Raw genomic sequence first — 25,221 nt, forward strand, 5'->3', positions numbered from 1 at the left:
CGTGACATCAAGCGACGTGACGGGCGAGCGCGCAACGCGACCAGAGCGAATGCAGCGCGCCGACGAGATGCTCGATATCGGCATCCGAATGCAGCGGCGTCGGCGTGATGCGCAGGCGCTCGGTCTTCTTCGGCACCGTCGGATAGTTGATCGGCTGCACATAGACGCCGAAATTGTCGAGCAGCAGATCCGAGATCCACTTGCACTTGGCGGCATCGCCAACCATGACCGGCACGATATGGCTCGGGTTCGGCATGTGCGGAATGCCCTGCTGGTCAAGCAGCGTGCGCAGTTTTCTCACGCGATCCTGATGGCGAGCGCGCTCAAAGGGGCTTGCCTTGAGATGCCGTATCGACGCGACCGAGCCGGCAGCAAGGGCCGGCGGCAGCGACGTCGTGAAGATGAAGCCCGACGCAAATGAGCGGATGAAATCGCAGAGCGCGGTGGAAGCCGCGATATAACCGCCCATGACACCGAATGCCTTGGCAAGCGTGCCTTCGATAACGGTGATGCGGTCCATCAGGCCTTCGCGCTCGGCAATGCCGCCGCCGCGCGGACCGTACATGCCGACGGCATGCACTTCATCGAGATAAGTCATCGCGCCATACTTGTCGGCGAGATCGCAGATTTCCTTGATCGGCGCGATATCGCCATCCATCGAATAGACGGATTCGAAGGCGATGAGCTTCGGTGCCTTGGGATCGGCAGCAGCCAGCTTGGCTTCGAGGTCGGCGATGTCATTGTGCTTCCAGATGACCTTCTCGCACTTGGCGTAGCGAATGCCCTCGATCATCGAGGCATGGTTGAAAGCATCGGAAAAAATGATGAGGCCGGGGATCCTGGCGCCGAGCGTGCCGAGCGCTGCCCAGTTGGAAACATAGCCGGATGTGAAGGTCAGCGCGGCTTCCTTGCCATGCAGATCGGCGAGTTCCTGCTCGAGCAGAACATGGTAATGGTTGGTGCCAGAGATATTCCGGGTGCCTCCCGCACCCGCGCCACAGTGATCGATGGCTTCCTTCATCGCCTCGATCACCTTGGGGTGCTGGCCCATGCCGAGATAGTCGTTGGAGCACCAGACGGTCACTTCCTGTTCGCCATCAGCCGTGTGGCGTGTCGCGCGCGGAAAGTTGCCGCGATGGCGTTCCAGATCGGCAAAAACGCGGTAACGGCCCTCAGAGTGAAGCCCGTCCAGCTCGCTTTTGAAAAACGCTTCGAAATCCATCATATGCTCCAGTTCGTACGGCTGTTTTCTTGCTGAGACGGCAACCGTACGTCAACCCTTGGTCCCTGCTTTACCATCAACTGCGGCAAAAGGCGCAGACTTTTGAATGATTCCAGATAAAAAATATGCGAGCCGCGGCCAGTGAATTTGATCGGCGTCAATTCCGGGAAAAAATTCCCGAAACTCCTGCTTTTAATCGTGGAAAGAAACCCGCGCCTTACGAAAAAAGGTCCGGTGATGGTGGACAAGCCCTTCTTGCGACATAATTTCCGGGCTAGCCTGAGAAAAAACAGGTTAGGGACGACGTCCGCCCGCTGGGGCGCCAAAAACCTCGGAGAGAAGAGATGAAAAGAGTCCTCGTATTCGCATTGATCGGCCTTTCGATCGCAAGCTGTACACCCACACAGCAAGGCGCCGGCATCGGCGCAGCGTCGGGTGCCGTTATCGGGGGCGTGGTCACCGGCGACGTGCGCGGCGCGGCAGTCGGCGCAGCGATCGGCGGCGTTTCGGGCGCGTTGATCGGCAGGGTCGCAGAGCAGCCTGGCCAATGCTATTATCGGGACCGGTATGGTCGCCGCTACATCGATGATTGCCGCTGAGATCTGCAATCAGAATGGGAAAAACGGAAATCCCGGACCCTCGTCCGGGATTTTTTTGTACTAAATTAGTGCGTCAGCAGTTTAAATTGGTACACGTGACGGGATTTTGCCGCTAAGCTTATTGTTGGCTGGGCAACGCAGAGCTTCATTTTAATGTAACCCAAAAGCGGCGGATGCGGATTAGAGGAACGGGCCTGAGAACTGGTATTGCGTATCGAGCAGGCGCCATGGTGGTGGTCGCAGCGGCGGCTGCATTTTCACCCATCCTCGTGGGCAAAGCTTACGCATTCAAGCTTTTTGGCATCACCATATTCGGCAAGGATGAGGACGAGAACCTCCAGGTGCCCGATCCCGTGCGCTATGACGTCGACCTCGAAGCCGGGACAGCCGATAGCGACCTGAAGGAGGCGCTGCAGAACAGCTCTCGCCTCGTCGGCGACAAGAATCGTCCGGTTTCAGGCGATCTGGGTGTCGTCGTGAAAGCCCGCGACGACCGCGACAGGCTGATCGCCACGCTCTACGAAAAGGCGCGCTATGGTGGCGTAGTGACGATCACCATCGACGGTCGCAACATTGACGACCTGCCGCCGAATCCGACCTTCGACCGCTCCAAACCCGTCCCGGTCAAGGTGAACATCGCGCCAGGCCCTGTCTTTACCGTGAATGAGGTTCAGTTCGGTGGCGATGCCGCGCACCGCAATCCCGCCGACTACGATCTCGCTCCGGGTGAGCAGGCAGGCTCGCTCGCGATCATCAAGGCCGGCGATACGATCGTCGACCAGTTGAAGAGCGAGGGCAGACCCTTCGCCAAGCTGACCGAGCGCCGCGTGGTCGCCGACCACAGCAGCAATACCGTCGATATCGTTCTCGCTACCGAAGGCGGCCCTGTTGCCCCGATCGGCGATGTCGGCGTCACAGGCGAAAGAATGGTCAAACCGGAATTCATCCAGCGTTATTCGCGCCTGCAGAAGGGCGAAGCCTATTCGCCGGAGGCGCTGAGGAAAGCAGGTGAACGCCTGCGGGCGCTTGGCGTCTTCTCAAGCGTCACGATCCACGAGGGCGACGCACTTGCTGCCGATGGCACTTTGCCGATGACGATCGAGGTTTCCGAAGGCAAACGGCGCTATCTCGGCATCGGCGCGCAATATTCGACGATCGACGGTTTCGGCATCAACGGCTACTGGGGCCATCGCAATCTGTTCGGCGGGGCCGAATCGCTGCGCATCGAAGGCGCTGTCTCGCGCCTCGGCGAAGCATCCGACCTGGGCGATCTCGATTATTCCGCCGGGATCCTTTTTACGAAACCGGGCTTTATCCACCCGTCTGCTACCCTGAAGGCCGGCATCGTCGCCAAGACCGAAAATCCTGATGCTTATAATGCGAAGCTCATTACCGCCTCGCTCGGCCTCTCCTATGAATTGACGGATCAGGACACCATCTCCGCAGCCGGCGAGGTGAGCTTCGAGAATGATGACGACGCCTTCGGCAACAACAACTATCTGACCTTCACGCTGCCGATCACCTACGATCGCGACGCCCGCGACGACAAATACAATCCGACCGGGGGCTACCACGCCACGCTGTCGGCAAAGCCGGGTTATGAGTTCATGAACGGCACGGTCTATTCGGCCTTCGAGGGCTCGATATCAGGCTATCTCGGTCTCGGCGCCGAAGACGGCATCGTCCTTGCCGCCAAGCTCGCAGCCGGCACGCTGATCGGCGGCGACGGCGTTCAGGATATTCCCGCTACCCAGCGTTTCTTCGCCGGCGGCGGCGGTTCGGTGCGCGGCTACGGATACCAGGAAATCTCACCGCGTAACGAAAACGGCGATGAGACCGGCGGCCGCTCCTTTGTGACCACCTCATTCGAGGCGCGCGTCAAGATCACCGATACGATCGGAATCGTACCCTTCATCGATGTCGGTACGGTTTCGGACAGCATCGCGCCCGATTTTTCCGATATCAGGACCGGCGCGGGCGCTGGTATCCGCTATGCAACGCCTTTCGGCCCCCTTCGGCTTGATTTTGCCGTACCGCTGAACAAGTACGATGGTGGGACGGATTATGGAATTTATGCCGGCATAGGCCAGTCGTTCTAGGCCAGTCATTACAGGAAGGCCGATTTCACAGTGTTTTCCGACCTGTGAGCTGTCATGAAAACAAGATAGTGTCCGCTCTTATGCAAATGTTGGCGAAAATCATGAAATGGATGATACGGCTGCTTGGCTACGGCCTCGGTGCGGCGATCATCCTTGCCGTCATTGCTTTGGCGATCTTCGGCTTCACCTCCTTCGGCGCACGTATCATCACCGAAAATGTCGCCTCCACGCTTTCCAATCGCGACATGACGATAACAGTGCGCGAACCGGAGGGGCTGCTGACCGGCGGCTTACGCGCAGCCGAGATCACCTTGTCAGACACACGCGGCACCTTCGCGGAAATTCGCGGCATTGCCATCGACTGGAACCCACTCGCGCTGCTAACTGGCACCTTCCATGCCAAACAGGTCTCGGTCGCCTCCATCGACGTGCGCCGCCCGCCGGTGCGAACCCTGCCGTCCAAACCGGTGGCCCCGGGCGAAGAAAGCAGCGGTGGTTTCCGCCTGCCGCTGAAGATCGATATCGAACATATCGCCTTGCCCAATATTTCTCTCGCCGCGCCGCTGACCGGCCGCGCTTTCTCGCTTGCCGCGACGGGCAACCTCAAGGCCGATGGCGATGGCGGCGAAGCCCTTGTCAGCGTCAACCGCCATCAGGTCCCCGACGCAAAACTCTCCGCTGATATCGCCTTTACCCCGGCAAACGGTGACCTGCGGCTGAACGCCCAGCTTGCCGAACCGCAGGGTGGCCTGCTCGTCGGTTTCCTCGGTTTGCCCGGCAGCCCGGCTGTCAATATCGCGCTGAACGGCGAAGGCCCGATTTCCGATTGGAACGGTAAGCTGCAGGCCGCCCTCGATGGCCAGCAACGAGCTTCGCTGGAGGGCAAGCACGCGATCACCCCCGACGGCTTGCATCATCTCGACCTCAAGGGCGGCGGCGATGTCAGCTCGCTGCTTCCCATGACATTCCGGCCGCTTTTTGCTGGCCAGACGAATATCGATGTCTCCGCTACCTTCGACAATCACGGCAAGATCGATATCCAGACCGGCAATCTCGCGACTGGCAGCGTCGTCATCGCCGCATCCGGCACGCTCGATCCCGCCGGCAATAACAGCCTGAACGCCAATGTCCTCGGCACCTCCGGTCCGGTCGATTTCCGCTGGCCGCTCGCCGATGGCGAAGCGCGTTTCATGATTTCAGGTCTCAATCTGGCGATGACCGGGCAGGCCCAGGCGGTGCGCATCAACGCCAGCGGATCTCTGGATTCCGCCACGATGCCCCAGGCCGATATCAGCAACGTCAAACTGACGGCCAAGAGCGATGCCTTCAATCTCGCCAATGGCGCCGGCGATATCGAACTGCGCCTCGTTGCCGGAGACGCGACCTTCACCGAGCCCAATCTCAACCGCGCGGTTCGAGGACCTGTCACGCTCGTCGCTCCGCTTCAGATTTCGCGTAACGGTATCGGTTTCAACGGCACGAGCATCGAAAGCGCCAATATCGGCGCCGATCTCAACGGCTCCTATCGCCTGGCTGACAGCATGCTGACCGGCAATGCGAAATTTACCGTGCAGACGGCCGCCCTGCCGCCGGCTGTAGCAGGAAAGTTCGATGCGCCGATCGATCTCGAAACCCAGGTTGCCGGAACGATCCCTTCCAAGGTGACGCTTTCGAACATCGTTTTGAAATCGCCGTCCATTGAGGCGGCCGGCAATGTCGCGCTCGACGACGACAACCTGACGGCCGATCTCACCGGCAAACTTCCCGATATCGGCAAGCTGCTGTCAGGCACGAGCGGTGCGGCCGATTACAGCATCAAGGCGAATGGCACCCTTCCCACTCTTGCTCTGACCGCAAACGTGAAAGCCGCCAGCCTGCAGATGGCCGATCGTAAGCTCGGCGATCTGAATATCGACCTGACCGGCACCGCCGATCCTGCCGCTCCACAAGGAAAGATTGCCGCAACCGGCACGATCGACGGCCAGCCGATCGGCATCAACGGTGACGTCAAGTCCGAAAACGGAACGATCTCCATCCCCGCGCTGACGGCCGATGTCGGCGGCAATCGCCTGTCGGGCAACCTCACGCTTTCGCCAAGCACGACGCCGGCGGGCGCACTGACCTTCGACTTTCCGGATATCAGCCTGCTTGCCGCCCTCGGCGGCCAGAAGGCGGAAGGCGACCTCAAGGGTTCCATCGACATTACCGGCGATGATGGCAAGATCGCACTCAAGGTCGCCGCCAATGGCAGCGGCATCCGCCGCGACACGCTGACGATCCTCAAGCCGACAGTGGATGTTACCGTCAGCGACCTCATGGCCTTTGCGGCTAATGGCACTGTGCGTGCAGACGAGTTCGGCTTCGGGACCAACAAGCTCACGGGCATCGCCCTCGACTTCGCACAGGAGCAGACCCGCACAGATTTCAAGCTGGATGCGGGCTACGACGGCAATCCGCTGCAGGCGGCCGGCAACGTGCAGTCGGCAGGCGGCATGATCGACCTCAGCCTCGATCGCTTCATTGCAAAGCCGCGCAACATCCCGGTCGAACTCGCCTCACCCGCAAAGGTCAACGTCACAAACGGTGTTGCCAGCCTGAGCGGCGTGACCGTCAAGACCGGCAATGGCTCTGTCGCGGTCACAGGCTCGGCCGGTGAGACACTGAAGCTCGATGCCGTCGTCACCGACTTGCCCGCAAGCCTCGCCAACAGCTTCGTCCCCAATCTTGCCGCCGACGGCACGATTTCCGGGACGGTCAACGTGACCGGGACGCCGGCCGCCCCGACCGTCAATTTCAAGCTTGACTGGAAGGATGCGGCCACCAGCCATACAAAAGGCGCCAACATCGCGCCTCTTGGCATCACAACGTCAGGCACCTTCGCCGACAACAAGCTGAATTTCGATGGCGGCATCAGCGGCGCTGACGGCCTTTCCCTGAAGACGGCGGGCGACGTCGGCCTTGCCGATCCGAGCGGCCCGACACTCAACATCAACGCCGATATCGTCAGCCTGCCGGCAAAGATCGCCAACGGCTTCGTCCCCGATCTCGCCGCCGAAGGTACCGTTTCGGGAACCGTCAAGGCAACGGGCACGCCCGCGACACCGGCTGCCGATTTCAAGCTGAACTGGAAAGGCGCCGCGACAAGCCAGACAAAGAGCGCCAGGCTTGCCGGCCTTTCGCTCAATGCATCCGGCCGGTTTGCGGATAACAAGCTCGATTTCGATACGGCGCTTACCGGTAAGGGCGGAGTATCGCTGAAAGCGCTCGGTAATGTCGCTGTTACTGGAACCACGATCGGCAACATCAAAGTCGATGCCGAACTTGCGAATGTTCCGGCCAGTATCGCCAACAGTTTCGTGAAAGATCTCGATGCCGGTGGGATGATCTCTGGCACTGCGTCGGCATCCGGGACGCTGACCGCACCGGCTGCGGATTTCAAACTCATCTGGCAGGACGCCACGACACGGCACACCAAAACCACCGGTCTGACCGGTTTGGACCTTGCGGCAACCGGCCATTTCGCCGACCAGAAACTCGATTTCGATGCCAACCTCAGCGGACCGAAAGCCCTGTCGCTAAAGGCGACAGGCAATGTCGAACTTGCGGGAACGACGGTTCGCAATCTCAAGGTCGATGCCGATCTCGCCAATCTTCCGGCCGGCCTTGCCAATGGCTTCGTTCCCGATCTCGGCGCTCAAGGCACGATTTCCGGCAAGGCATCCGCCTCCGGCTCGCTGCCGGCGCCTGCTGTCACCTTCGATCTTGCTTGGGCGAATGCGGCGACACGCCAAACAAAGAGCAACGGACTTACCGATCTCTCCGCCAAGGCGACCGGCAAATATGAAAACAACAGGGTCGATTTCGATGCCAATCTCGGCAGCGGCAATGGCGCACTGCTGAGGGCGAACGGCGGCGTGACGATCGATGGCACCGCCATTCGCGACCTCGCCGTCAACGCTGACATTGCCGGCCTGCCCGCAAACCTCGCCAACGGCTTTGTGCCCGGCCTCGAGGCCGAAGGCACGATCTCCGGTACCGCTGTCACCTCAGGCACGCCGACAGAACCGGCGGTCGATTTCAAGGTCGACTGGACGAATGCGGCAACGCGCCACACCAAGACCGCCGGTCTTTCCGGGCTGGCGATTGCCGCTTCGGGCAAATATGTCAGCAACCGCTTGGATTTCGACGCCAATCTGAATGGCAAAGGCGGCGTCTCACTGAAGGCCGCCGGCAATCTCGCCCTCGCCGGCACGACGATCCAAGGCATCGATGCGAAGGCCGACATCACCAATCTGCCGGCAGCCGTCGCCAATGGGTTCGTTCCGGATATTGGAGCCGGAGGCATCATTACTGCGACGGCCACGGCTTCCGGTTCGCTCGCCGCGCCGTCGGCCGATTTCAAGATCGACTGGAGAAACGCCGAAACGAAACAGACCAGGACTGCTGGTCTGTCTGGCCTGACGCTCGCCGCTTCCGGCAAGCTCAGCAAGGACCGGCTGGATTTCGACGCCAATCTCAATGGCAACGGCGGTGTTTCGCTGAAGGCCGTGGGCAATCTCGATATTTCAGGCACGACCATAAGGGGCGTCAACGCCAAGGCCGATATCACCAATCTACCGGCGGCCGTCGCCAACGGGTTCGTCCCGAACCTTGGTGCCGAAGGCGCCATCACCGCGACCGCGACTGCTTCGGGATCGCTTCCCCTTCCCTCGGTCGATTTCAAGGTCGACTGGAAGAATGCCCAAACGAGCCAGACGAAGGGCGCCGGCCTTGCCCCGCTCACCCTCGGCGCAAGCGGCAAGCTTGCCGACAACAGGCTGACGGTCGACACCAGCCTTGCCGGTGACGGCGGATTGTCGCTGAAAGGCGGCGGCACTCTCGCAATGACGGGCAACCGCGCCATGTCGATGCGCTTCAACGGCAGTCTTCCCTTCGCCGTTCTTGGTGCACAACTCGCCCAGCAAGGTCTCGTTGCCGAGGGCGTCGCCAATGTAAACCTGGAAGTCAGCGGTACGACGGCAGCACCCGTCATCAACGGAACGGTCACCACGGATGGCGCAAAGCTGATCGACGTGCGCCGCAACCTCGCCCTTGAAGGCCTCGGCGCGACCATCACCTTCAATGGCCAGCAGGCCGTCATTTCGCGGCTGAACGGCAGGCTCGCAAGCGGCGGCTCGATCTCGGCGAGCGGCTCGGTCGGCATCAGCGGCACCTTCCCCGCCGATCTTTCCATCCGCCTGGACCACGCCGTCTATGTCGACGGCACGCTGGTTGTCGCAACGGTCGACGGCACGCTCGGCCTTAGGGGACCGCTGCTTTCCAATCCCACGCTTGATGGTAAGCTTCACATCGACAAGGCTTCGATCACCGTGCCGGAGAGGCTGCCGACATCGCTGCGTGAAATCGATATCCGCCATATCCACGCCCCGCCCGCCGTGCTCGCCCAGCTCAGGGATAATGCTCAGCAGCAGCCCCGGCAAAAATCTTCGACCATCATGCTCGATATCCAGCTCGATGCGCCCTCGCAGATCTTCGTGCGCGGCCGCGGCATCGATGCAGAGGTCGGCGGCAACATTACGATCCGCGGCTCGGCTGCCGCGCCCGAAGTTGTCGGCGCCTTCACCATGCGCCGCGGCCGTCTGACGATCCTCAACCGCCGCCTCGATTTTTCCGATCGCAGCCGGATCACCTTTGCCGGTGACCTGACACCTGCCCTCGACATGGAGGCCACCTCGACCTCGGGCTCCACGACGCTCACCGTGGATGTCGCGGGGCTTGCGACCGATCCGGCTATTACCTTCTCCTCCTCGCCTGCGCTGCCGCAGGACGAAGTGCTGGCCCAGCTCATCTTCGGGCAGTCCATGTCCCGACTGTCGCCGGTGCAGATCGCCCAGCTAGCCGATGCCGTCAGCCAACTCGCCGGCAATCGCTCCACTTCGCTCTTTGAAGGGCTCCGCAACCAGCTTGGTGTCGATGACCTTGACATCAGTACCGACGAGAAGGGCAGGACCAGCGTCAGCGTCGGCCGTTACCTCAACGAACGCACCTATTTCGAGCTGCAGCAGGGCGGAGAGGCCGGCGCCAAGGCAATCATCAATCTTGATGTCGGCCGCGGCGTGAAACTGCGCGGCGCCGCCGGCGGTAATGGCGCAGGCGAAGCCGGCATCGTCTACGAGCATGAATATTGATGGCTTGGAAGATTAGGGGCGGCCTAGAAGCTCGCCTTGCTGGTCTTCAATAGAATGTTGGTTTCGGTCGTGTTGATGCCGTCGAACAGGCGTATCCGGCGTAGCGTTTCATCGAAGGAAACGAGATCGCGGTCCTCGAGCTCAGCGACGAAATCCCATTTGCCGTTGGTGCTGTGCAGCGCGCGCACTTGCGGCAGACCGCGGAGCTGAGTGGCGACCTTATCGGCAAGCTTGCCATGGACTTCGATCATGACGATCGCCCGAACACCGGCGGACCGCGTCTCGTGACCAGTGCGGATGGTGAAGCCGGAAATGGTACCGTTTTCGACCATCCGGTCGATCCGCGAGGCAACCGTCGCCCGTGAAGCGCCTGTCATCGCAGCAAGCGAGGAAACGGAGATTCGTGCATTGTGCCGAAGTGCGCTCAAAAGCTCGTTGTCGAGATCGTCCACGGTTTCACTTTGTCAAATTAGCTTTATCAATCTGCGTAATCATAATCCATTTCGGACACTTTTCCATCTATTTGCCGCCACCACTTTATCCCACTATCGGCCGAAACAGGCCTCACAACGGAGCCCTCGGAATGGAAGCACAATCACGATCTGTCATCCTCATCGGCATTCCGCTTGAGGAAGGTTCCGGCCGCAGGGGCGCTGGCATGGGACCGACGGCATTGCGCATTGCGGGCATCGACAAGGCGCTGATCGATCTTGGACATGACGTCGTCGACATGGGCGACCTCAATGTCGTACCGGCGAGGGATCTTCCCAATCATGCTAAGGCGCACAATCTTCGCACTGTCGGCGCCTATACCCGCGCGCTTGAGGCTGCGACTTACGATGCCGCCAAATCCGGCCGCTTCCCGCTGATCCTCGGCGGCGACCACAGCCTGTCCATGGGCAGCGTTTCCGGGATGGCACGATATGCCGCCGAAAAGGACCGCCCGCTCTTCGTTCTCTGGCTCGATGCCCATTCGGACTTTAATTCACCCGAGACCTCGCCATCAGGCAATATTCACGGCATGCCGGTCGCCTTCTTCTGTGGTCTGGCGGAATTTGCCGAAATCCTGCCCAAGGATCGTCCGTTCGTCGATCCGAAGAAAGTCTTCCAGGTCGGCATTCGTTCAGTCGATGCCTCGGAACGCCAGGAAATTCGCAAGCACGGCGTCAATGTCTTCGACATGCGCTCACTCGATGAACAGGGCGTGGCTGTGATCCTCCGCCAGATCCTGGAAACGATCGAGAAGGCAAATGGCCTGCTGCATGTCAGCTTCGATGTCGATTTCCTCGATCCCGATTTTGCGCCTGGCGTCGGCACCACCGTTCCCGGCGGCGCCACGTTCCGCGAGGCACATCTCATCATGGAGATGCTGTCAGACAGCGGCCTCGTCTCCTCGCTCGATCTCGTCGAGCTCAACCCTTTCCTTGATGACCGCGGCAAGAGCGCCCGCATCATGGTGGAGATGACGGCAAGTCTGTTCGGCCGCCGCATCTTCGATCGTCCCACACGCGCCGCATAAGGGAGCACCGGCCATGAACACCTCGTCGAACCTCATCGCCACGGAACAGCGCCTTGGAGCCAATAACTATAAGCCGCTGGATGTGGTGCTGACGCGGGGGCAAGGTGTTCATGTCTGGGATACGGATGGCAAGCGCTATCTCGATTGCCTCTCGGCCTATTCCGCCGTCAACCAGGGCCACTGCCATCCAAAGATCCTTGCCGCCATGGTCGAGCAGGCAAGCCGCCTGACGCTCACCTCGCGTGCCTTCCGCAACGACCAGCTTGCCTATTTCTACGAGGAGCTGGCGGCGCTCACCGGCTCGCACAAGATCCTGCCGATGAATTCGGGCGCGGAAGCCGTCGAGACAGCCATCAAGGCGGTTCGCAAGTGGGGTTACGAGGTGAAGGGCGTGCCGGAAGGCCAGGCGGAGATCATCGTCTGCGCCAACAATTTTCACGGCCGCACGCTGAGCATCATCAGCTTCTCGACCGATCCCGACGCTCGCGCCGGCTTCGGACCCTACACGCCCGGTTTTCGCATTATTCCCTTCGGCGACGCCGAAGCCTTTGCGGCCGCCATCAATGCCAACACCGTTGCAGCACTGATCGAGCCGATCCAGGGTGAAGCCGGTGTCATCATTCCGCCGGCCGGTTATTTCACCCGTGTGCGCGAACTCTGCACGACAAACAACGTCACGCTCATCCTCGACGAGATCCAGACCGGCCTCGGCCGCACCGGCAAGCTGCTTGCCGAGGAGCATGAGGGCATCGAAGCCGACGTCACGCTGATCGGCAAGGCGCTTTCCGGCGGCTTCTACCCGGTCTCCGCCGTACTTTCGAATTCGGAAGTCCTGGGCGTGCTCAAGCCCGGCCAGCACGGCTCGACCTTCGGCGGCAATCCGCTCGCCTGTGCGGTCGCCCGCACGGCCCTGAAAGTGTTGACCGAAGAAGGAATGATCGAGAACGCCGAGACGATGGGCGACTACTTCCTCGAAGGTCTGCGCTCCATTCGCTCCAACATCGTCAACGATGTGCGTGGCCGTGGCCTGATGCTCGCGGTCGAATTGGAGCCGGAGGCCGGTGGTGCCCGGCAATATTGTTACGCGCTGAAGGATCGCGGTCTTCTCGCCAAGGACACGCACGACCACACGATTCGCTTCGCACCACCACTCGTTATCAATAAGGAACAGGTGGATTGGGCGGTAGAGCAGATCGAAAAAACCCTCACCTAAAGTAAAGCAAAACGGCGATCGTCGAATCCTCGCTCGAACAATCGACCGGACTTGCGGAAATCAACAAGGCCGTCAACATCATGGATCAGGGCACGCAACAGAATGCCGCCATGGTGGAAGAGACGACGGCAGCAAGCGCCCGACTTTCGTCCGAGACTGAAAACCTTCGCAATCTCGTCTCACAGTTTAGATTTGGGCAACACTCTTCCGCTAATGTCGTCGATAACCGTAACGATGCTTCGCCAAGTGCAAAGCCATCGCGTGGTGTGAAGGCAAAGCTCGTCCGCGCCAATGGTGGCGCATCCGCTTCTGCCCTGGCTTATGACAGTTGGGAAGAATTCTAATGGCCACGATCAACTCTACTAGCTTCAGCGGCGACACGCTCGAAATCATTGCCTTCCGCCTGCACGATCAGGAATTCTGTGTGAAGACCACGACCATCCGCGAAATCCGCGGCTGGGCGCCGTCGACGCCGATCCCGCACTCTCCGGCAGACGTCATCGGTGTCATGAACCTACGCGGCTCGGTCATCCCGATCATCGACCTCGCCTACAAGCTTGGCATGAAGGGCACTGTCGCCAACGAGCGCAGCGCCATTGTCGTCGCCGAAGTGCACAATATGGTCATCGGCATGCTGGTCGACCGCGTTTCTGACATCCTGACGATTTCTTCCAGCCAGGTACAGCCTGTTCCGGAAGTGACCGCGTCCTTCGACCGAGCCTTCTGCGAAGGGATCATCGCTTCCGAAAACGGCATGATCTGCTTCCTGAACCTCGCAAAGATGTTCAAGGAGAACGAGACGGACGAGCTGGCGGCCTGATCGCCTCACGACACGACACGAACGAGGAACCGCCCCACAAGGGCGGTTTTTTTGTTCAAGCTCTCAGGCGGCTCCTGAGCCGGCGTGAACTCAGCCCCGTCGAGCTTTTGCAGGCTGCAACGAATTGATCCTCCAAAACCGGGCGGCAAGCACGCTTTCCGCCCGATCTCCAGTCTCTCCACAACTCCCGCAAGGGAGCTTCCTTTTTAACCGAACAATGCCAGGGTCGCCCTCAGCGTCACCCAGACACCCCAGAGCAGCGGAATGCCAACCACCGCCCAGGCAAGCGCCGCCTTGGCATCGAGACCGCCTGTACCGATGCCAAACGAACCGGTCGGCCCGGCATTGGCAGCGGCAGTCTTTGCCTGAAGGGCGGCGACCTCATTGTCTGACATGAACCACTTGTCGGCGAGCGGCCGCACAAGAGCATTGGCGATCAGGCCGAGCGCCAGCATGCAGGCGAGGATGTACATCGTGCCCGTATAGAGCGCCGGTCCAGGCGCGACGCCGGCGGCGATCTGCGCTTCACGGATATAGTTGACGACCACGGGACCGACGATGCCGGCAGTCGCCCATGCCGTCAGCAAACGACCGTGAATAGCCCCGACGAACTGCGTGCCGAAGATGTCCGCCAGATAAGCGGGGATAGTCGCGAAGCCACCGCCATACATCGACAGGATGATGCCGAAGGCAAGCACGAAGAGCGCCTTGTTGCCCATATCCGCCAGTGTCGGAGCGGCGGCGTAGAGCACGATTCCCAGGATGAAGAAGGTGTAGTAGGTGTTCTTGCGGCCGATCTTGTCTGACAGAGAAGCCCAGAAGAACCGCCCGCCGATGTTGAAGAGCGACAGCAGACCGGCAAAGCCGGCAGCAATCGTCGCGATCGACGCCTTCTGACCGGCATCAAGCTGCGCGAACCCGACATCCGGCAGGCCGATCAGCGAACCGGCGAAGATTTCCTGCAGCATCGGCGAAGCCATGCCGAGAACGCCGATACCCGCCGACACGTTGAGGCAGAGCACCGCCCAGATCAGCCAGAACTGCTTCGTCTTGTGGGCATCGCGCAGATGCACGTGTTTGGTAGTGATCATCGTGCTTTTGGCGGCAGGCGGGGTCCAGCCTTCCGGCCGCCAGCCGGCCGGCGGAATACGGTAGCCGAACGCGCCGCCGATCATGAAGACGAAATAGATGGCCGCCATGACGATGAAGGTCTGCCAGACGCCGACGGACGTATTCGTCTTGAAGGTGTTCATCAGGAGGTTGGCCAGCGGAGCACCGATCATCGCACCACCGCCGAAGCCCATGATCGCCATGCCGGTCGCCATGCCGCGCCGGTCCGGAAACCATTTGATGAGCGTCGAAACCGGCGAAATGTAGCCGAGACCGAGGCCGATGCCGCCGATCACGCCCGCACCGATCCACATCATCCAGAGCTGATGCGTGATGATGCCGAAAGCGGCGATGATGATGCCGCCGCACCAGCAGCAGGCCGAGACGACACCCGCCTTGCGCGGGCCGACACGCTCCAGCCAGCCGCCCCAGATGGCGGCGGACGAACCGAGCAGCACGAAGAACAGCGTATAGATCCAGCCAAGGTCGGCAACGCGCCAATCGCAGCTGGTAGTAAAGAGTGCCGACGCCAGCGTCAGCTCCGGGCAGACGGTCGATGCCGTAACGCCGAGGGATTTCGACAGCGGTAGCCAGAAGACGCTGAAACCATAGGCCATGCCGATGCAAAGATGGATGGCGAGCGCCGCCGGCGGCACGAGCCACCGATTGAAGCCCGGCCTTGCGATGATCCTTTCGCGATCCAGCAGGCCCACACCTGCCAGAACATCGCCTGCACTTGTATCCGCTGCAGTCATGAACAACTTCTCCTTGATCCAGACCTTGCTGTCACAGGTGCATGTGCAGGCGGGTTGATTCCCGTCTCCCCTCTTTCACGCACCGATGTTCGTTTAACGAAGCGGCTGTTCTGCCGGCTCCGGTTTGTGGATCAAGGGAACGGCCTGCAGCACGAGCGCATCGAGGCCGTTGTCCTCCTTCTCCAGAATTTCGAAGAGTTGCCGCCGCATGCGCGGTTCCCAGAATTTGTTGATATGGGTCGCGACCCCCTGCGCAGCTTCACTTTCGGGCTGGGTCTTGAAGAAGGTTGCGATCTGGTTTGCCATGTAGACAAGTTTGGTCTTGGTATCATGCGACATCGGCAATGCTTCCGGGCGACAGGCGGTGCGGGTGGGTGAAAATCTCGAAATCCTCGCCGCGCACGAGGGCGACAAGCGTCATCCCGGCTTCCTCGGCGGTGCGGATGGCAAGTGCCGTCGGCGCGGAAATGGCGATCAATACGGGCGCTCCGAGGATCGCCGTCTTCTGGACCATTTCGACGGAGAGGCGGCTGGTGACGGCCACAGCGCCTGACGCGCCCATAGCGCCGGCTCTGATGACGGCTCCGCAGAGCTTGTCGAGCGCATTGTGCCGGCCGACATCCTCACGAACGGCGATCAATCCCCTGCCGGGAACATAGAAACCTGCCCCATGAACTGCCCGCGTCTCGCGATGCAGCGGCTGGGAATCGTTAAGCAGTGCGATCGCCTTGATGATATCGGCATGCGACAGCGACAGCCCGACCTTGGAAACGGCAGGCACCTTGCGAACTGCCTGCTCGATCGATTCGATACCGCAGAGGCCGCAGCCGACAGGTCCCGCCATGCTGCGTCGACGCTTTCTCAGCGCATCCTCGACATCATCGAGAAGCGTCACCTGGACATCGATGCCCTTCTCATCCTCAATGAACTCGATCCCGGCGACCTGGCTGCGGTCGGTGATGATGCCTTCTGTCAGGCTGAAACCCACAGCAAAATCCTCGAGATCGGCAGGCGTGCCCATCATGACCGCATGCGAGCTGCCGCCATAGGAAAAGGCGATCGGCACCTCCTCAGGCACGATACGCTCGCCCCGCGTCATGATGCCACCCTTCCAGGCGACCTCCGTCACGGCCGTGCGGGTCGACCTTTCCGTCATTATTCGGCGGCCTCCATCTTGCCGGCGATACGGCGAGACTGGCGAGCCTGTTCATCATACTCGATCTGCCAATCGGACGGCCCGTTGGAGGGCGAAACCTGCACCGCCGTCACCTTGTATTCCGGGCAGTTCGTCGCCCAGTCGGAGAAGTCGGTTGTGATGACGTTTGCCTGCGTATCCGGATGATGGAAGGTTGTATAGACGACGCCAGGCGCCACGCGATCGGTAATCAACGCGCGAAGCGTGGTGTCGCCCGAGCGGCTGCCGAGCTTCACCCAGTCGCCATCGCGGATGCCGCGCTGCTCGGCATCATGCGGATGAATTTCCAGCCGGTCTTCGGAATGCCAGACGACATTATCGGTGCGGCGCGTCTGCGCCCCGACATTGTACTGGCTGAGAATGCGCCCGGTCGTGAGAAGCAGCGGGAAGCGCGGACCAGTGCGCTCGTCGGTCGCCACATATTCCGTACGGATGAACTTGCCCTTGCCGCGTACGAACCCGTCCACATGCATGATCGGCGAGCCGAGCGGATGCGCCTCGTTGCAGGGCCACTGAACCGAGCCCATCTTTTCGAGATAGTCGTAAGAAACCGAAGCGAAGCTCGGCGTCGTCGCGGCAATCTCGTCCATGATTTCGGACGGATGCGCATAGTGCCAGTCGAGGCCCATGGCCCGGGCGAGCGTCTGTGTCACTTCCCAATCGGCATAGCCATTGCGCGGCGTCATGACCTTGCGCACGCGGTTAATGCGGCGCTCGGCATTCGTGAAGGTGCCGTCCTTTTCCAGGAAGGTCGAACCCGGCAGGAAGACATGGGCATAATTCGCCGTCTCGTTCAGGAAGAGATCCTGCACGACGACACATTCCATGGCGGCAAGGCCGGCGGCCACATGCTTGGTATCCGGATCGGACTGTAGAATGTCCTCACCCTGAATGTAGATCCCCTTGAAAGAACCGTCGACGGCGGCATCCAGCATGTTCGGGATGCGCAGACCCGGCTCGTTGTTGATCTTCACGCCCCAGAGCTTTTCGAAGATATCGCGCGTCGCATCGTCGGAGATATGACGATAGCCCGGGAGTTCGTGTGGGAAGGAGCCCATGTCGCACGAACCCTGCACATTGTTCTGGCCGCGCAGCGGGTTCACGCCGACACCCGGACGGCCGATATTGCCGGTGGCCATGGCGAGGTTGGCGATCGCCATTACCGTCGTCGAACCCTGGCTGTGTTCGGTCACGCCGAGGCCGTAATAGATGGCGCCGTTGCCGCCGGTCGCATAAAGCCGGGCAGCACCACGCACGTCTTCCGGCTTGACACCGGTGAATTTCTCGACGGCTTCAGGGCTATGCTGCGGCTCGGCCACGAAAGCTGCCCAATCTTCGAATTCCGACCAGTCGCAACGCTCGCGGATGAATTTCTCATCGTACAGCCCTTCGGTCACGATCACATGCGCCAGTGCCGTCATAACAGCGACATTGGTGCCAGGCTTCAGCGGCAGGTGGAAGGATGCTTCGACATGCGGCGACCGGACGATATCGATGCGGCGCGGATCGATGACAACAAGTTTGGCGCCCTGCCGCAGACGCTTCTTCAGGCGCGAAGCGAAGACCGGATGCCCATCGGTCGGATTGGCGCCGATGATGACGACGACATCGGACTGCTCGACGCTGTCGAAATTCTGCGTGCCGGCAGAGGTGCCGAAAGCCTGACCGAGACCATAACCGGTCGGTGAATGGCAGACGCGGGCGCAGGTATCGACATTATTGTTGCCGAAGCCGGCGCGAACCAGCTTCTGGACAAGATAAGTCTCTTCATTGGTGCAGCGGGACGATGTGATACCGCCGATCGCTTCGCGGCCATACTGATACTGGATGCGGCGGAACTCGGAAGCGACATGCGCATAGGCCTCGTCCCACGTCACCTCACGCCAGGGATCCGTCACTTTTTCACGGATCATCGGATTGAGGATGCGGTCTTTATGGGTTGAATAGCCATAGGCGAAGCGGCCTTTGACGCAGGAATGACCGCGATTGGCCTGCCCGTCCTTCCACGGTACCATGCGCACCAGTTCCTCGCCGCGCATTTCCGCCTTGAAGGAACAGCCGACGCCGCAATAGGCGCAGGTGGTAACAACCGAATGTTCCGGCTGGCCGATGCGGATGACCGATTTTTCCGTCAGCGTCGCCGTCGGGCAGGCCTGCACGCAGGCACCGCACGATACGCATTCGGAATCGACGAAATGCTCATGCATGCCCGGCGAAACGCTCGAACTGAAACCGCGGCCTTCGATCGTCAGCGCAAAGGTGCCCTGCACCTCTTCGCAGGCGCGCACGCAGCGGGAGCAAACGATGCACTTTGACGGATCAAAGGTGAAGTACGGATTGGACTCGTCCTTCGGCATCCATTTCAGATTGATCTCACCATTGTTGCGGGCCTTGACGTGGTTGTCGCCCTCATAGCCGTAACGCACGTCGCGAAGACCAACGGCGCCCGCCATGTCCTGCAGCTCGCAGTCACCGTTGGCAGCGCAGGTCAGACAGTCGAGCGGATGGTCGGAGATATAGAGCTCCATGACGCCGCGGCGGATATTCTTCAGGCGCTCGGTCTGCGTATGGACGACGATGCCGGAGGCCACCGGCGTGGTGCAGGAGGCGGGCGTTCCGTTGCGACCGTCGATTTCGATGAGACAGAGTCGGCAGGAACCGAAGGCATCGACCATATCGGTCGCGCAGAGCTTCGGCACCTCGATGCCGGCCTCCATGGAGGCGCGCATGATCGAGGTTCCCTCGGGAACCGTCACCTGACGGCCGTCGATGGTCAGCGTCACCATCGTTTCGGATTTCGGGGCCGGCGTTCCGTAGTCGATTTCGTGAACAAGAGACATGGTCTATTCCGCCGCTTCTGTGAGAGGAGTCGGAGCAAAATCTTCGGGAAAGTGCGTCATGGCGCTCATGACAGGATAGGGCGTGAAGCCGCCGAGCGCGCAGAGCGAGCCGAATTTCATCGTATTGCAGAGGTCGGCGAGCAGCTCACGGTTCTTTTCCGGCTCGATCCCCTTTGCGATCTTGTCGGCCGTTTCGACGCCGCGTGTCGAGCCGATGCGGCAGGGCGTGCACTTGCCGCAGCTTTCCACCGCGCAGAACTCCATCGCGAAACGCGCCTGTTTCAGCATATCGGCCGTGTCGTCGAAAATGACGAGACCGGCATGGCCGATCAGTCCGTCCCTGGCGGCAAAGGCTTCATAGTCGAAAAGTGTATCGAAGAGCGCTCGCGGGAAATAGGCGCCAAGCGGCCCACCCACCTGCACCGCCTTTACCGGCCGGCCGGATGCGGTACCGCCGCCGATGTCATCGACGATATCGCCGAGCGACAGGCCGAAGGCGGTTTCATAGAGACCGCGATATTTCACATTGCCGGCGATCTGCAGCGGAATGGTGCCGCGTGACCGGCCCATGCCGAAATCGCGATAGAAGGCGGCCCCCTTGTCCATGATCACAGGCACAGAAGCGAGCGAGATGACGTTATTGATGACCGTCGGACAGTCAAACAGGCCCTTATGCGCCGGCAGCGGCGGCTTGGCGCGGATGACACCCCGCTTGCCTTCAAGGCTGTTCAGCAGCGCCGTCTCCTCGCCGCAGACATAGGCGCCTGCACCGGTGCGGATCTCCATGTCGAATGCCTTGCCGGAACCGAGCACCGAGGCGCCGAGAATGCCGGCCCTACGGGCGATCTCCACCGCCTCTGTCATCGTTGCGATGGCATGCGGGTATTCCGAGCGCGTATAGACGAAGCCCTTCATGGCGCCGGTCGCAAGCCCTGATATCACCATGCCTTCGATGAGCACGAAGGGATCGCCTTCCATGATCATCCGGTCGGCGAAGGTTCCGCTGTCGCCCTCATCTGCATTGCAGACGATATATTTGCGCGAACCCGCCGCATCGAGCACCGTCTTCCATTTGATGCCCGTCGGAAAGCCGGCGCCACCACGGCCGCGAAGGCCGGAATCGGTAACTTCCTTGACGACATCGGCAGGCTGCATCGACACCGCGCGGCGAAGACCCGCAAGCCCGCCATGGGCTTCGTAATCCTCAAGCGAAAGCGGATCGGTAATGCCGCAGCGGGCAAAGGTGAGACGGGTCTGGCCTTTCAGGAATGGGAGGTCCTCGACCTCCCCGAGACAGAGCGCATGCGTGCCGCCGCCTATCAATCCCGCATCGAACAGACTGGCAACATCCTTCTCCTTGACCGGCCCATAGCCGATCCGCTTACCGGAAAGCTCGACCTCGACCAGCGGTTCCAGCCAGAACATTCCGCGCGAGCCGTTGCGCACGATTGTGGCATCGAGGCCGCGGGCGGCGATCTCCTGGGTAATCGCCTTTGCCACCTTCTCGGCCCCGAGCGAGAGCGCTGCGGCATCGCGCGGAACATAAATCTTCACAGTCATCGGCGCGCCTCCTCGATGAGTTCGGTCACCAGTTCGTCATCGACCCGGCCATGCACCTCACCATCCAACATGGCGGCCGGCGCGCAGGCACAGAGACCGAGACAGTAGACCGGCTCCAGGGTCACGCTGCCATCGAGAGTCGTCTGGTGGAAATCGATGCCGAGCAGGGTCTTGATACGTTCGGCCAATGCATCGCCTCCCATCGACTGGCAGGCTTCGGCGCGACAGAGTTTCAGCACGTGCCGACCGGCAGGATGATTTCGATAATCATGGTAGAAGGTTACGACCCCGTGAACCTCGGCGCGGGAAAGATTGAGCTCGTCGGCGATGACCGGTAGGGCCTCCTGCGGCACGAAACCGAACTGGTCCTGGACCTCGTGCAGAATGGGGAGCAGTGGGCCTTCGAGGGATCGAAGATCAGCAACGATCGAACGGATACGCCCGACGATATCGCCCTGGGCGATACGTATATTCATCAGCAGCCTCCCTTCGGCTTACGCATTCCTTGAAAACCGCAAAACTCCCCATGTCATTGCGATTTCTACGGAACTGTCTCAGGGAAGCAGGCTGCAATCAATAAAGCAGTCTCGTTGCTCGATAGGTTTTTCCTATCAAAGTTCTGCGTCTTCAACGAGTGTTCTTGCTTCATGCAACAAAGCGGAAACAAGCGGCGTGAAGGGTTCACGATAGGGAGCAACCAGGCCGACGAGATGGTGCGCCTCCGGCTCGACAATCGGGATCATGCGGATCTCTACAGGAAAGCCAAATGATTTCGCGACGTTACGAGGCATGATGCTCGCCCAGCGACCGGTCCGTACATGCGAAAAAAGCACGATCATCGAGTTGGATTCAAGCGTCGGATGCACTGTTGCACCGGCTTCGGTCAAATGTCGGTTGATGATACGCCGGTTCTGCATGTCGGCCGTCAATAGGCAAAGCCGAAGATCGCCCACTTCACGCCACGTCACACTCTCGCGATCCGAGAGCGGACTGCCGGCGGCGGTGATCAGGTTGTAGCGCTCCGCATAAAGCGGCACCGAGGTGACGCGCCCAAGCGGCTCGTTTTCCAGATAGGTGATGCCGGCATCGATCTCGAGATTTTCGAGCATGCTCAGCACCTGCAGCGAATTGCGCGAGACGATGGAGAAGGTGACATCGGGATGCCGCTCCTGGAAGGGCGTTGTGATTCGCGACAACATGGCGAGCGCGGTCGGAATGGAAGCAAGACGCAGATGGCCAGAGAGGCCTTTGCGGGCGGCGCGCATTTCCTCGCGCATGGTGCGCGTGTCGCCGACAATGCGACGCGCCCATTCGAGCACGCGCTGCCCTTCCGGCGTCAATCCTTGAAAGCGAGAGCCGCGCTGCACCAGCATGACGCCGAGTTGATCCTCAAGCTGGCGAATGGCGGCCGAAAGCGTCGGTTGGGAAACGCCGCATTCCTCTGCCGCACGGCCGAAATGTTTTTCGTTGGCGAGCGCAATGAAGAATTCCAGCTTGTCGATCATCCGGCCTCCCCGCCGAGTTCGGGATGAGGCCTATTTTTGCGGCTTGTCCGCCGCTTCGCAAGAGCCGTGGGCTCTAACTTTTCTCGGCAACCGGAAAGAGACTGAAAAGTGATTCGAGGAAAGCCAGAACGCTTTCATTGCCCGTGCTGTAATAGACGAGCCGTCCTTCGCGCCGCGTATTGACGAGGCCTTCGAGCCTCAGCCGGGCAAGCTGCTGGGACACCATAGCCTGCTGTATACCCAGGATATCCTCGATTTCGCCGACCGTCTTTTCCCCTTCCGACAGGATACAAAGGATGAGCAACCGGGTCTGATGGGCTAGCGCCTTCAGGAGATCACTCGCCTCGTGGGCTTTGTCAGCAAGCTTCTGCAAGTCCTGGCCAGTCATGCCCGGCTTCGGTTTAGGCAATGGCATTTGCTTCTCGGAAGGAGGTAATAATGTAGATCAGTACACTATCATATTCGCAGAAGCGAATTGGTCAAATGTCATGAAATACCAAAAAAAGTCCAACCAAATCAGCAAATAAGCTGACCACCGTTGATCTCCAGCACTTGACCTGTGATGTAGCCAGAGAGTGAAGGAGCCGCCAGGAAGAGATAGGCAGGCGCGCAATCCTCCGCTGTTCCAAGCCGCTGCAGCGGGATAGACCTGCGAGTTTGCTCCAGTTTTTCGCGAGATGAATAGCGTGCATGGAAATCGGTATCGATCGTTCCGGGCGAGACGCAATTGACCCTTATACCGTCAGGTGCGAGCTCCCGGGCAAGCGCCTTCGAATAGGTCGCAACGAAAGCCTTCGATGCGGAATAGATCGCCGAACCGGGGCTTCCGCCCGTCAGCGCCGAAATCGAAACCGTGTTGACGATGGCAGCACCTTGCGCCGCCCGCAGCGCCGGAAGCAGAGCGCGCGTCAACTCCACCACCGACGTCTGGTTGAGACGCACGATGGTCTCGTACTCGGCATCAGTGAGCTCTCCGGCCAGAAAGCGACCGTGCATGGTACCGGCATTGTTGACCAGCACATGCACCGCATCGAAGAATTCAAGCGCCTCCTCCGCAAACTTTGCGGCCCCGCCCGGATGCAGGAAATCGGCCGGCAGCAGCAGCGCCCGCCGCTCCGATTCGGCTGTCAGCAGAAAATCCGGCAGTTCGCGCTCCCCATCACGCCCGGTATGAACGAGTACGCGCGCCCCGCAATCCAGAAACTGTCGGGCGATTTCCAGGCCGATACCGCGGCCGCCCCCCGTGACGACGACATTGCGGTTCTCGAACAGTTTGGGATGAAACACGAAGCTCTCCTCCTTGCGGGCGGCCGGTCCCGCTGCTTGCACTATCAGGGCCTAACATATGCGGCCATCAGCCAAAAGAAAGCCCGAAGGTCTAAGCACCCGGATCCAGAAGCCGCGCACCAGCGCCTTGCCTGCCGAGAACGTCGAAGGGATTGCGCAACGGACAGGCGTCGATGGAGAGGCAACCGCAGCCAATACAGCTCGTCAGATGGTCGCGCAGCAGGCTCAGTCGCTTGATGCGGGCATCGAGGTCATCTTTCCAGAGCGCCGACAGCCTCTGCCAATCCTCGACTGTCGGCGTCCGGCTCTGCGGCAGGGTTTCGAAGGCAGTCTGGATTTCGGCAAGTGGGATGCCGACGCGTTGCGCCACTTTGATGATACCGAGGCGCCGTAGCACATCGCGGCCGTAGCGGCGCTGGTTGCCGCGGGTGCGGATGCTGGAGATCAGCCCCTTCGTCTCGTAGAAATGCAGGGCAGAAACCGCAAGCCCGCTTCGCTCTGCCACCTCACCCACCGTCAGGAGCTTGCTCAACGAGAATGTCGAATTCTGCTGCATGGCCTATTGACCTCAATGTTAGTTGAGGTTCTATAGACTGCGCTCCCGAGGCCGTAAAGCCGATACGAGAAGGAGCAATGCATGCAGAAACCCATGAGGCTTGCCGTCATCTACGGCAGCACGCGCGAGGGACGCATCTGCGACAGGGTGGTGAAATGGCTCGAAAGAGAGCTGGCCCGCTTTCCGCAATTCAAAATCGACATCATCGATCCGCTGGCATTTTCGTTGCCGCGAGAGCATGCGCCGCATCATCCGGAGGCAAGACGGCTTGCGGACAGGCTCCATCAGGCCGATGGCTTCATCCTCGTCACGCCGGAATATAACCACAGTTTCACCGCCTCACTGAAATTCCTCATCGATCTCTTCATCGAGCCCTGGCACGGCAAGCCGATTGCCTTTGTCTGCTATGGCGGCGTCTCCGCCGGATTACGGGCAGTTGAACAGCTCCGCCTCGTCTTCGCCGAACTCCATGCCGTCACGATCTGCGACGCGGTGAGCTTCAACTCCCCCTGGCGTCGTTTCGATAATGAAGGCCGGCTGCAGGATCCGCAGGATGCGTTGCGCCGGCTATCGAGAATGATGGCCCAGTTGCAATGGTGGACCGAGGCGCTGATCACCGCCCGCAGCGACACTCCCTATGCCGGCGTAGCCGCCTGAGACAACGACATCCGGTTCCGTTTCTGGCAGGTACGGAACCGGCTGGACACCCGGACAGGGCCTCCGTCCGGGTGCTTCCCTCCTCTGACACCTAAC

Annotated in this window: 20 protein-coding genes; 8 read left to right on the forward strand and 12 right to left on the reverse strand. The window is 60.6% G+C overall.

The window, feature by feature from the left end; translation table 11 throughout:
- Positions 1-7: 7 nt before the first annotated feature.
- The gene (gene hemA, locus FHT87_RS28990; protein ID WP_183806153.1) at positions 8-1,222 is read right to left on the reverse strand and encodes a 5-aminolevulinate synthase; all 1,215 of its coding nucleotides are present in this window, start codon (positions 1,220-1,222) and stop codon (positions 8-10) included.
- 344 nt (positions 1,223-1,566) lie between these two features.
- Between hemA and FHT87_RS28995 the strand changes: the two genes are divergently transcribed.
- From FHT87_RS28995 to FHT87_RS29005, 3 genes are all read left to right on the forward strand, one after another.
- Complete coding sequence (locus FHT87_RS28995) at positions 1,567-1,821, forward strand: YMGG-like glycine zipper-containing protein (protein WP_183734325.1); 255 nt, start codon at positions 1,567-1,569, stop codon at positions 1,819-1,821.
- Between the two features lie 173 nt (positions 1,822-1,994).
- Positions 1,995-3,920, forward strand: a complete 1,926-nt coding sequence (locus FHT87_RS29000) for an autotransporter assembly complex family protein (RefSeq protein WP_183806121.1) — start codon at positions 1,995-1,997, stop codon at positions 3,918-3,920.
- An 80-nt stretch (positions 3,921-4,000) separates the two neighbouring features.
- Entirely contained in the window at positions 4,001-10,108 is a 6,108-nt protein-coding gene (locus tag FHT87_RS29005; protein WP_183806159.1) for a translocation/assembly module TamB domain-containing protein, read from the forward strand.
- A 23-nt stretch (positions 10,109-10,131) separates the two neighbouring features.
- Here the strand turns inward: FHT87_RS29005 and FHT87_RS29010 are convergent, their stop codons facing one another.
- Complete coding sequence (locus FHT87_RS29010; protein WP_183806123.1) at positions 10,132-10,560, reverse strand: Lrp/AsnC family transcriptional regulator; 429 nt, start codon at positions 10,558-10,560, stop codon at positions 10,132-10,134.
- A 131-nt stretch (positions 10,561-10,691) separates the two neighbouring features.
- Here FHT87_RS29010 and rocF point away from each other — a divergent pair, with 131 nt between their 5' ends.
- The 4 genes from rocF to FHT87_RS29030 all read left to right on the forward strand — a co-directional run bounded on the left by rocF (position 10,692) and on the right by FHT87_RS29030 (position 13,660).
- Positions 10,692-11,627, forward strand: a complete 936-nt coding sequence (gene rocF, locus FHT87_RS29015; RefSeq protein WP_183806125.1) for an arginase — start codon at positions 10,692-10,694, stop codon at positions 11,625-11,627.
- Between the two features lie 13 nt (positions 11,628-11,640).
- Positions 11,641-12,840: an ornithine--oxo-acid transaminase gene (rocD, locus tag FHT87_RS29020; RefSeq protein ID WP_183806127.1), complete on the forward strand. Its 1,200-nt coding sequence runs from the start codon at positions 11,641-11,643 to the stop codon at positions 12,838-12,840.
- 80 nt (positions 12,841-12,920) lie between these two features.
- Positions 12,921-13,184 (forward strand): hypothetical protein, encoded by a 264-nt coding sequence (locus FHT87_RS29025; RefSeq protein ID WP_183806129.1) that lies wholly within the window; start codon positions 12,921-12,923, stop codon positions 13,182-13,184.
- Positions 13,184-13,660 carry a chemotaxis protein CheW gene (locus FHT87_RS29030; protein WP_183734330.1) on the forward strand — a complete coding sequence of 159 codons (477 nt, stop codon included), beginning with the start codon at positions 13,184-13,186 and terminating at the stop codon, positions 13,658-13,660. The genes FHT87_RS29025 and FHT87_RS29030 overlap by 1 nt, the downstream gene beginning before the upstream one ends.
- A gap of 206 nt (positions 13,661-13,866) precedes the next feature.
- Here FHT87_RS29030 and FHT87_RS29035 read toward each other — a convergent pair whose 3' ends face one another.
- The 10 genes from FHT87_RS29035 to soxR all read right to left on the reverse strand — a co-directional run bounded on the left by FHT87_RS29035 (position 13,867) and on the right by soxR (position 24,468).
- Positions 13,867-15,525, reverse strand: a complete 1,659-nt coding sequence (locus FHT87_RS29035; RefSeq protein ID WP_183734331.1) for an OFA family MFS transporter — start codon at positions 15,523-15,525, stop codon at positions 13,867-13,869.
- A 93-nt stretch (positions 15,526-15,618) separates the two neighbouring features.
- Positions 15,619-15,864: a formate dehydrogenase subunit delta gene (locus tag FHT87_RS29040; protein ID WP_183734332.1), complete on the reverse strand. Its 246-nt coding sequence runs from the start codon at positions 15,862-15,864 to the stop codon at positions 15,619-15,621.
- A complete protein-coding gene (gene fdhD / locus FHT87_RS29045; protein WP_183734333.1) occupies positions 15,854-16,681 on the reverse strand; it encodes a formate dehydrogenase accessory sulfurtransferase FdhD in 828 nt (275 codons plus the stop codon). Before fdhD ends, FHT87_RS29040 begins: the two co-directional genes overlap by 11 nt.
- Entirely contained in the window at positions 16,681-19,560 is a 2,880-nt protein-coding gene (fdhF, locus tag FHT87_RS29050) for a formate dehydrogenase subunit alpha (protein ID WP_183734334.1), read from the reverse strand. Before fdhF ends, fdhD begins: the two co-directional genes overlap by 1 nt.
- Positions 19,561-19,563: 3 nt before the next feature.
- Positions 19,564-21,120: an NADH-quinone oxidoreductase subunit NuoF gene (locus FHT87_RS29055; RefSeq protein WP_183734335.1), complete on the reverse strand. Its 1,557-nt coding sequence runs from the start codon at positions 21,118-21,120 to the stop codon at positions 19,564-19,566.
- Positions 21,117-21,596 (reverse strand): formate dehydrogenase subunit gamma, encoded by a 480-nt coding sequence (locus tag FHT87_RS29060; RefSeq protein ID WP_183734336.1) that lies wholly within the window; start codon positions 21,594-21,596, stop codon positions 21,117-21,119. Before FHT87_RS29060 ends, FHT87_RS29055 begins: the two co-directional genes overlap by 4 nt.
- Before the next feature lie 135 nt (positions 21,597-21,731).
- Positions 21,732-22,625, reverse strand: coding sequence for a LysR family transcriptional regulator (locus FHT87_RS29065; protein WP_183734337.1), 894 nt, complete (start codon positions 22,623-22,625; stop codon positions 21,732-21,734).
- Positions 22,626-22,698: 73 nt separating this feature from the next.
- Positions 22,699-23,040 (reverse strand): metalloregulator ArsR/SmtB family transcription factor, encoded by a 342-nt coding sequence (locus FHT87_RS29070; protein WP_183734338.1) that lies wholly within the window; start codon positions 23,038-23,040, stop codon positions 22,699-22,701.
- A 101-nt stretch (positions 23,041-23,141) separates the two neighbouring features.
- The gene (locus FHT87_RS29075) at positions 23,142-23,912 is read right to left on the reverse strand and encodes an SDR family oxidoreductase (protein ID WP_183734339.1); all 771 of its coding nucleotides are present in this window, start codon (positions 23,910-23,912) and stop codon (positions 23,142-23,144) included.
- 91 nt (positions 23,913-24,003) lie between these two features.
- Positions 24,004-24,468, reverse strand: coding sequence for a redox-sensitive transcriptional activator SoxR (soxR, locus tag FHT87_RS29080; RefSeq protein WP_183734340.1), 465 nt, complete (start codon positions 24,466-24,468; stop codon positions 24,004-24,006).
- An 81-nt stretch (positions 24,469-24,549) separates the two neighbouring features.
- Between soxR and FHT87_RS29085 the strand changes: the two genes are divergently transcribed.
- Entirely contained in the window at positions 24,550-25,125 is a 576-nt protein-coding gene (locus FHT87_RS29085; RefSeq protein ID WP_183734341.1) for an NAD(P)H-dependent oxidoreductase, read from the forward strand.
- Positions 25,126-25,221: the final 96 nt, after the last annotated feature.

It is taken from the genome of Rhizobium sp. BK316, assembly GCF_014193695.1.
GTDB lineage: Bacteria > Pseudomonadota > Alphaproteobacteria > Rhizobiales > Rhizobiaceae > Rhizobium.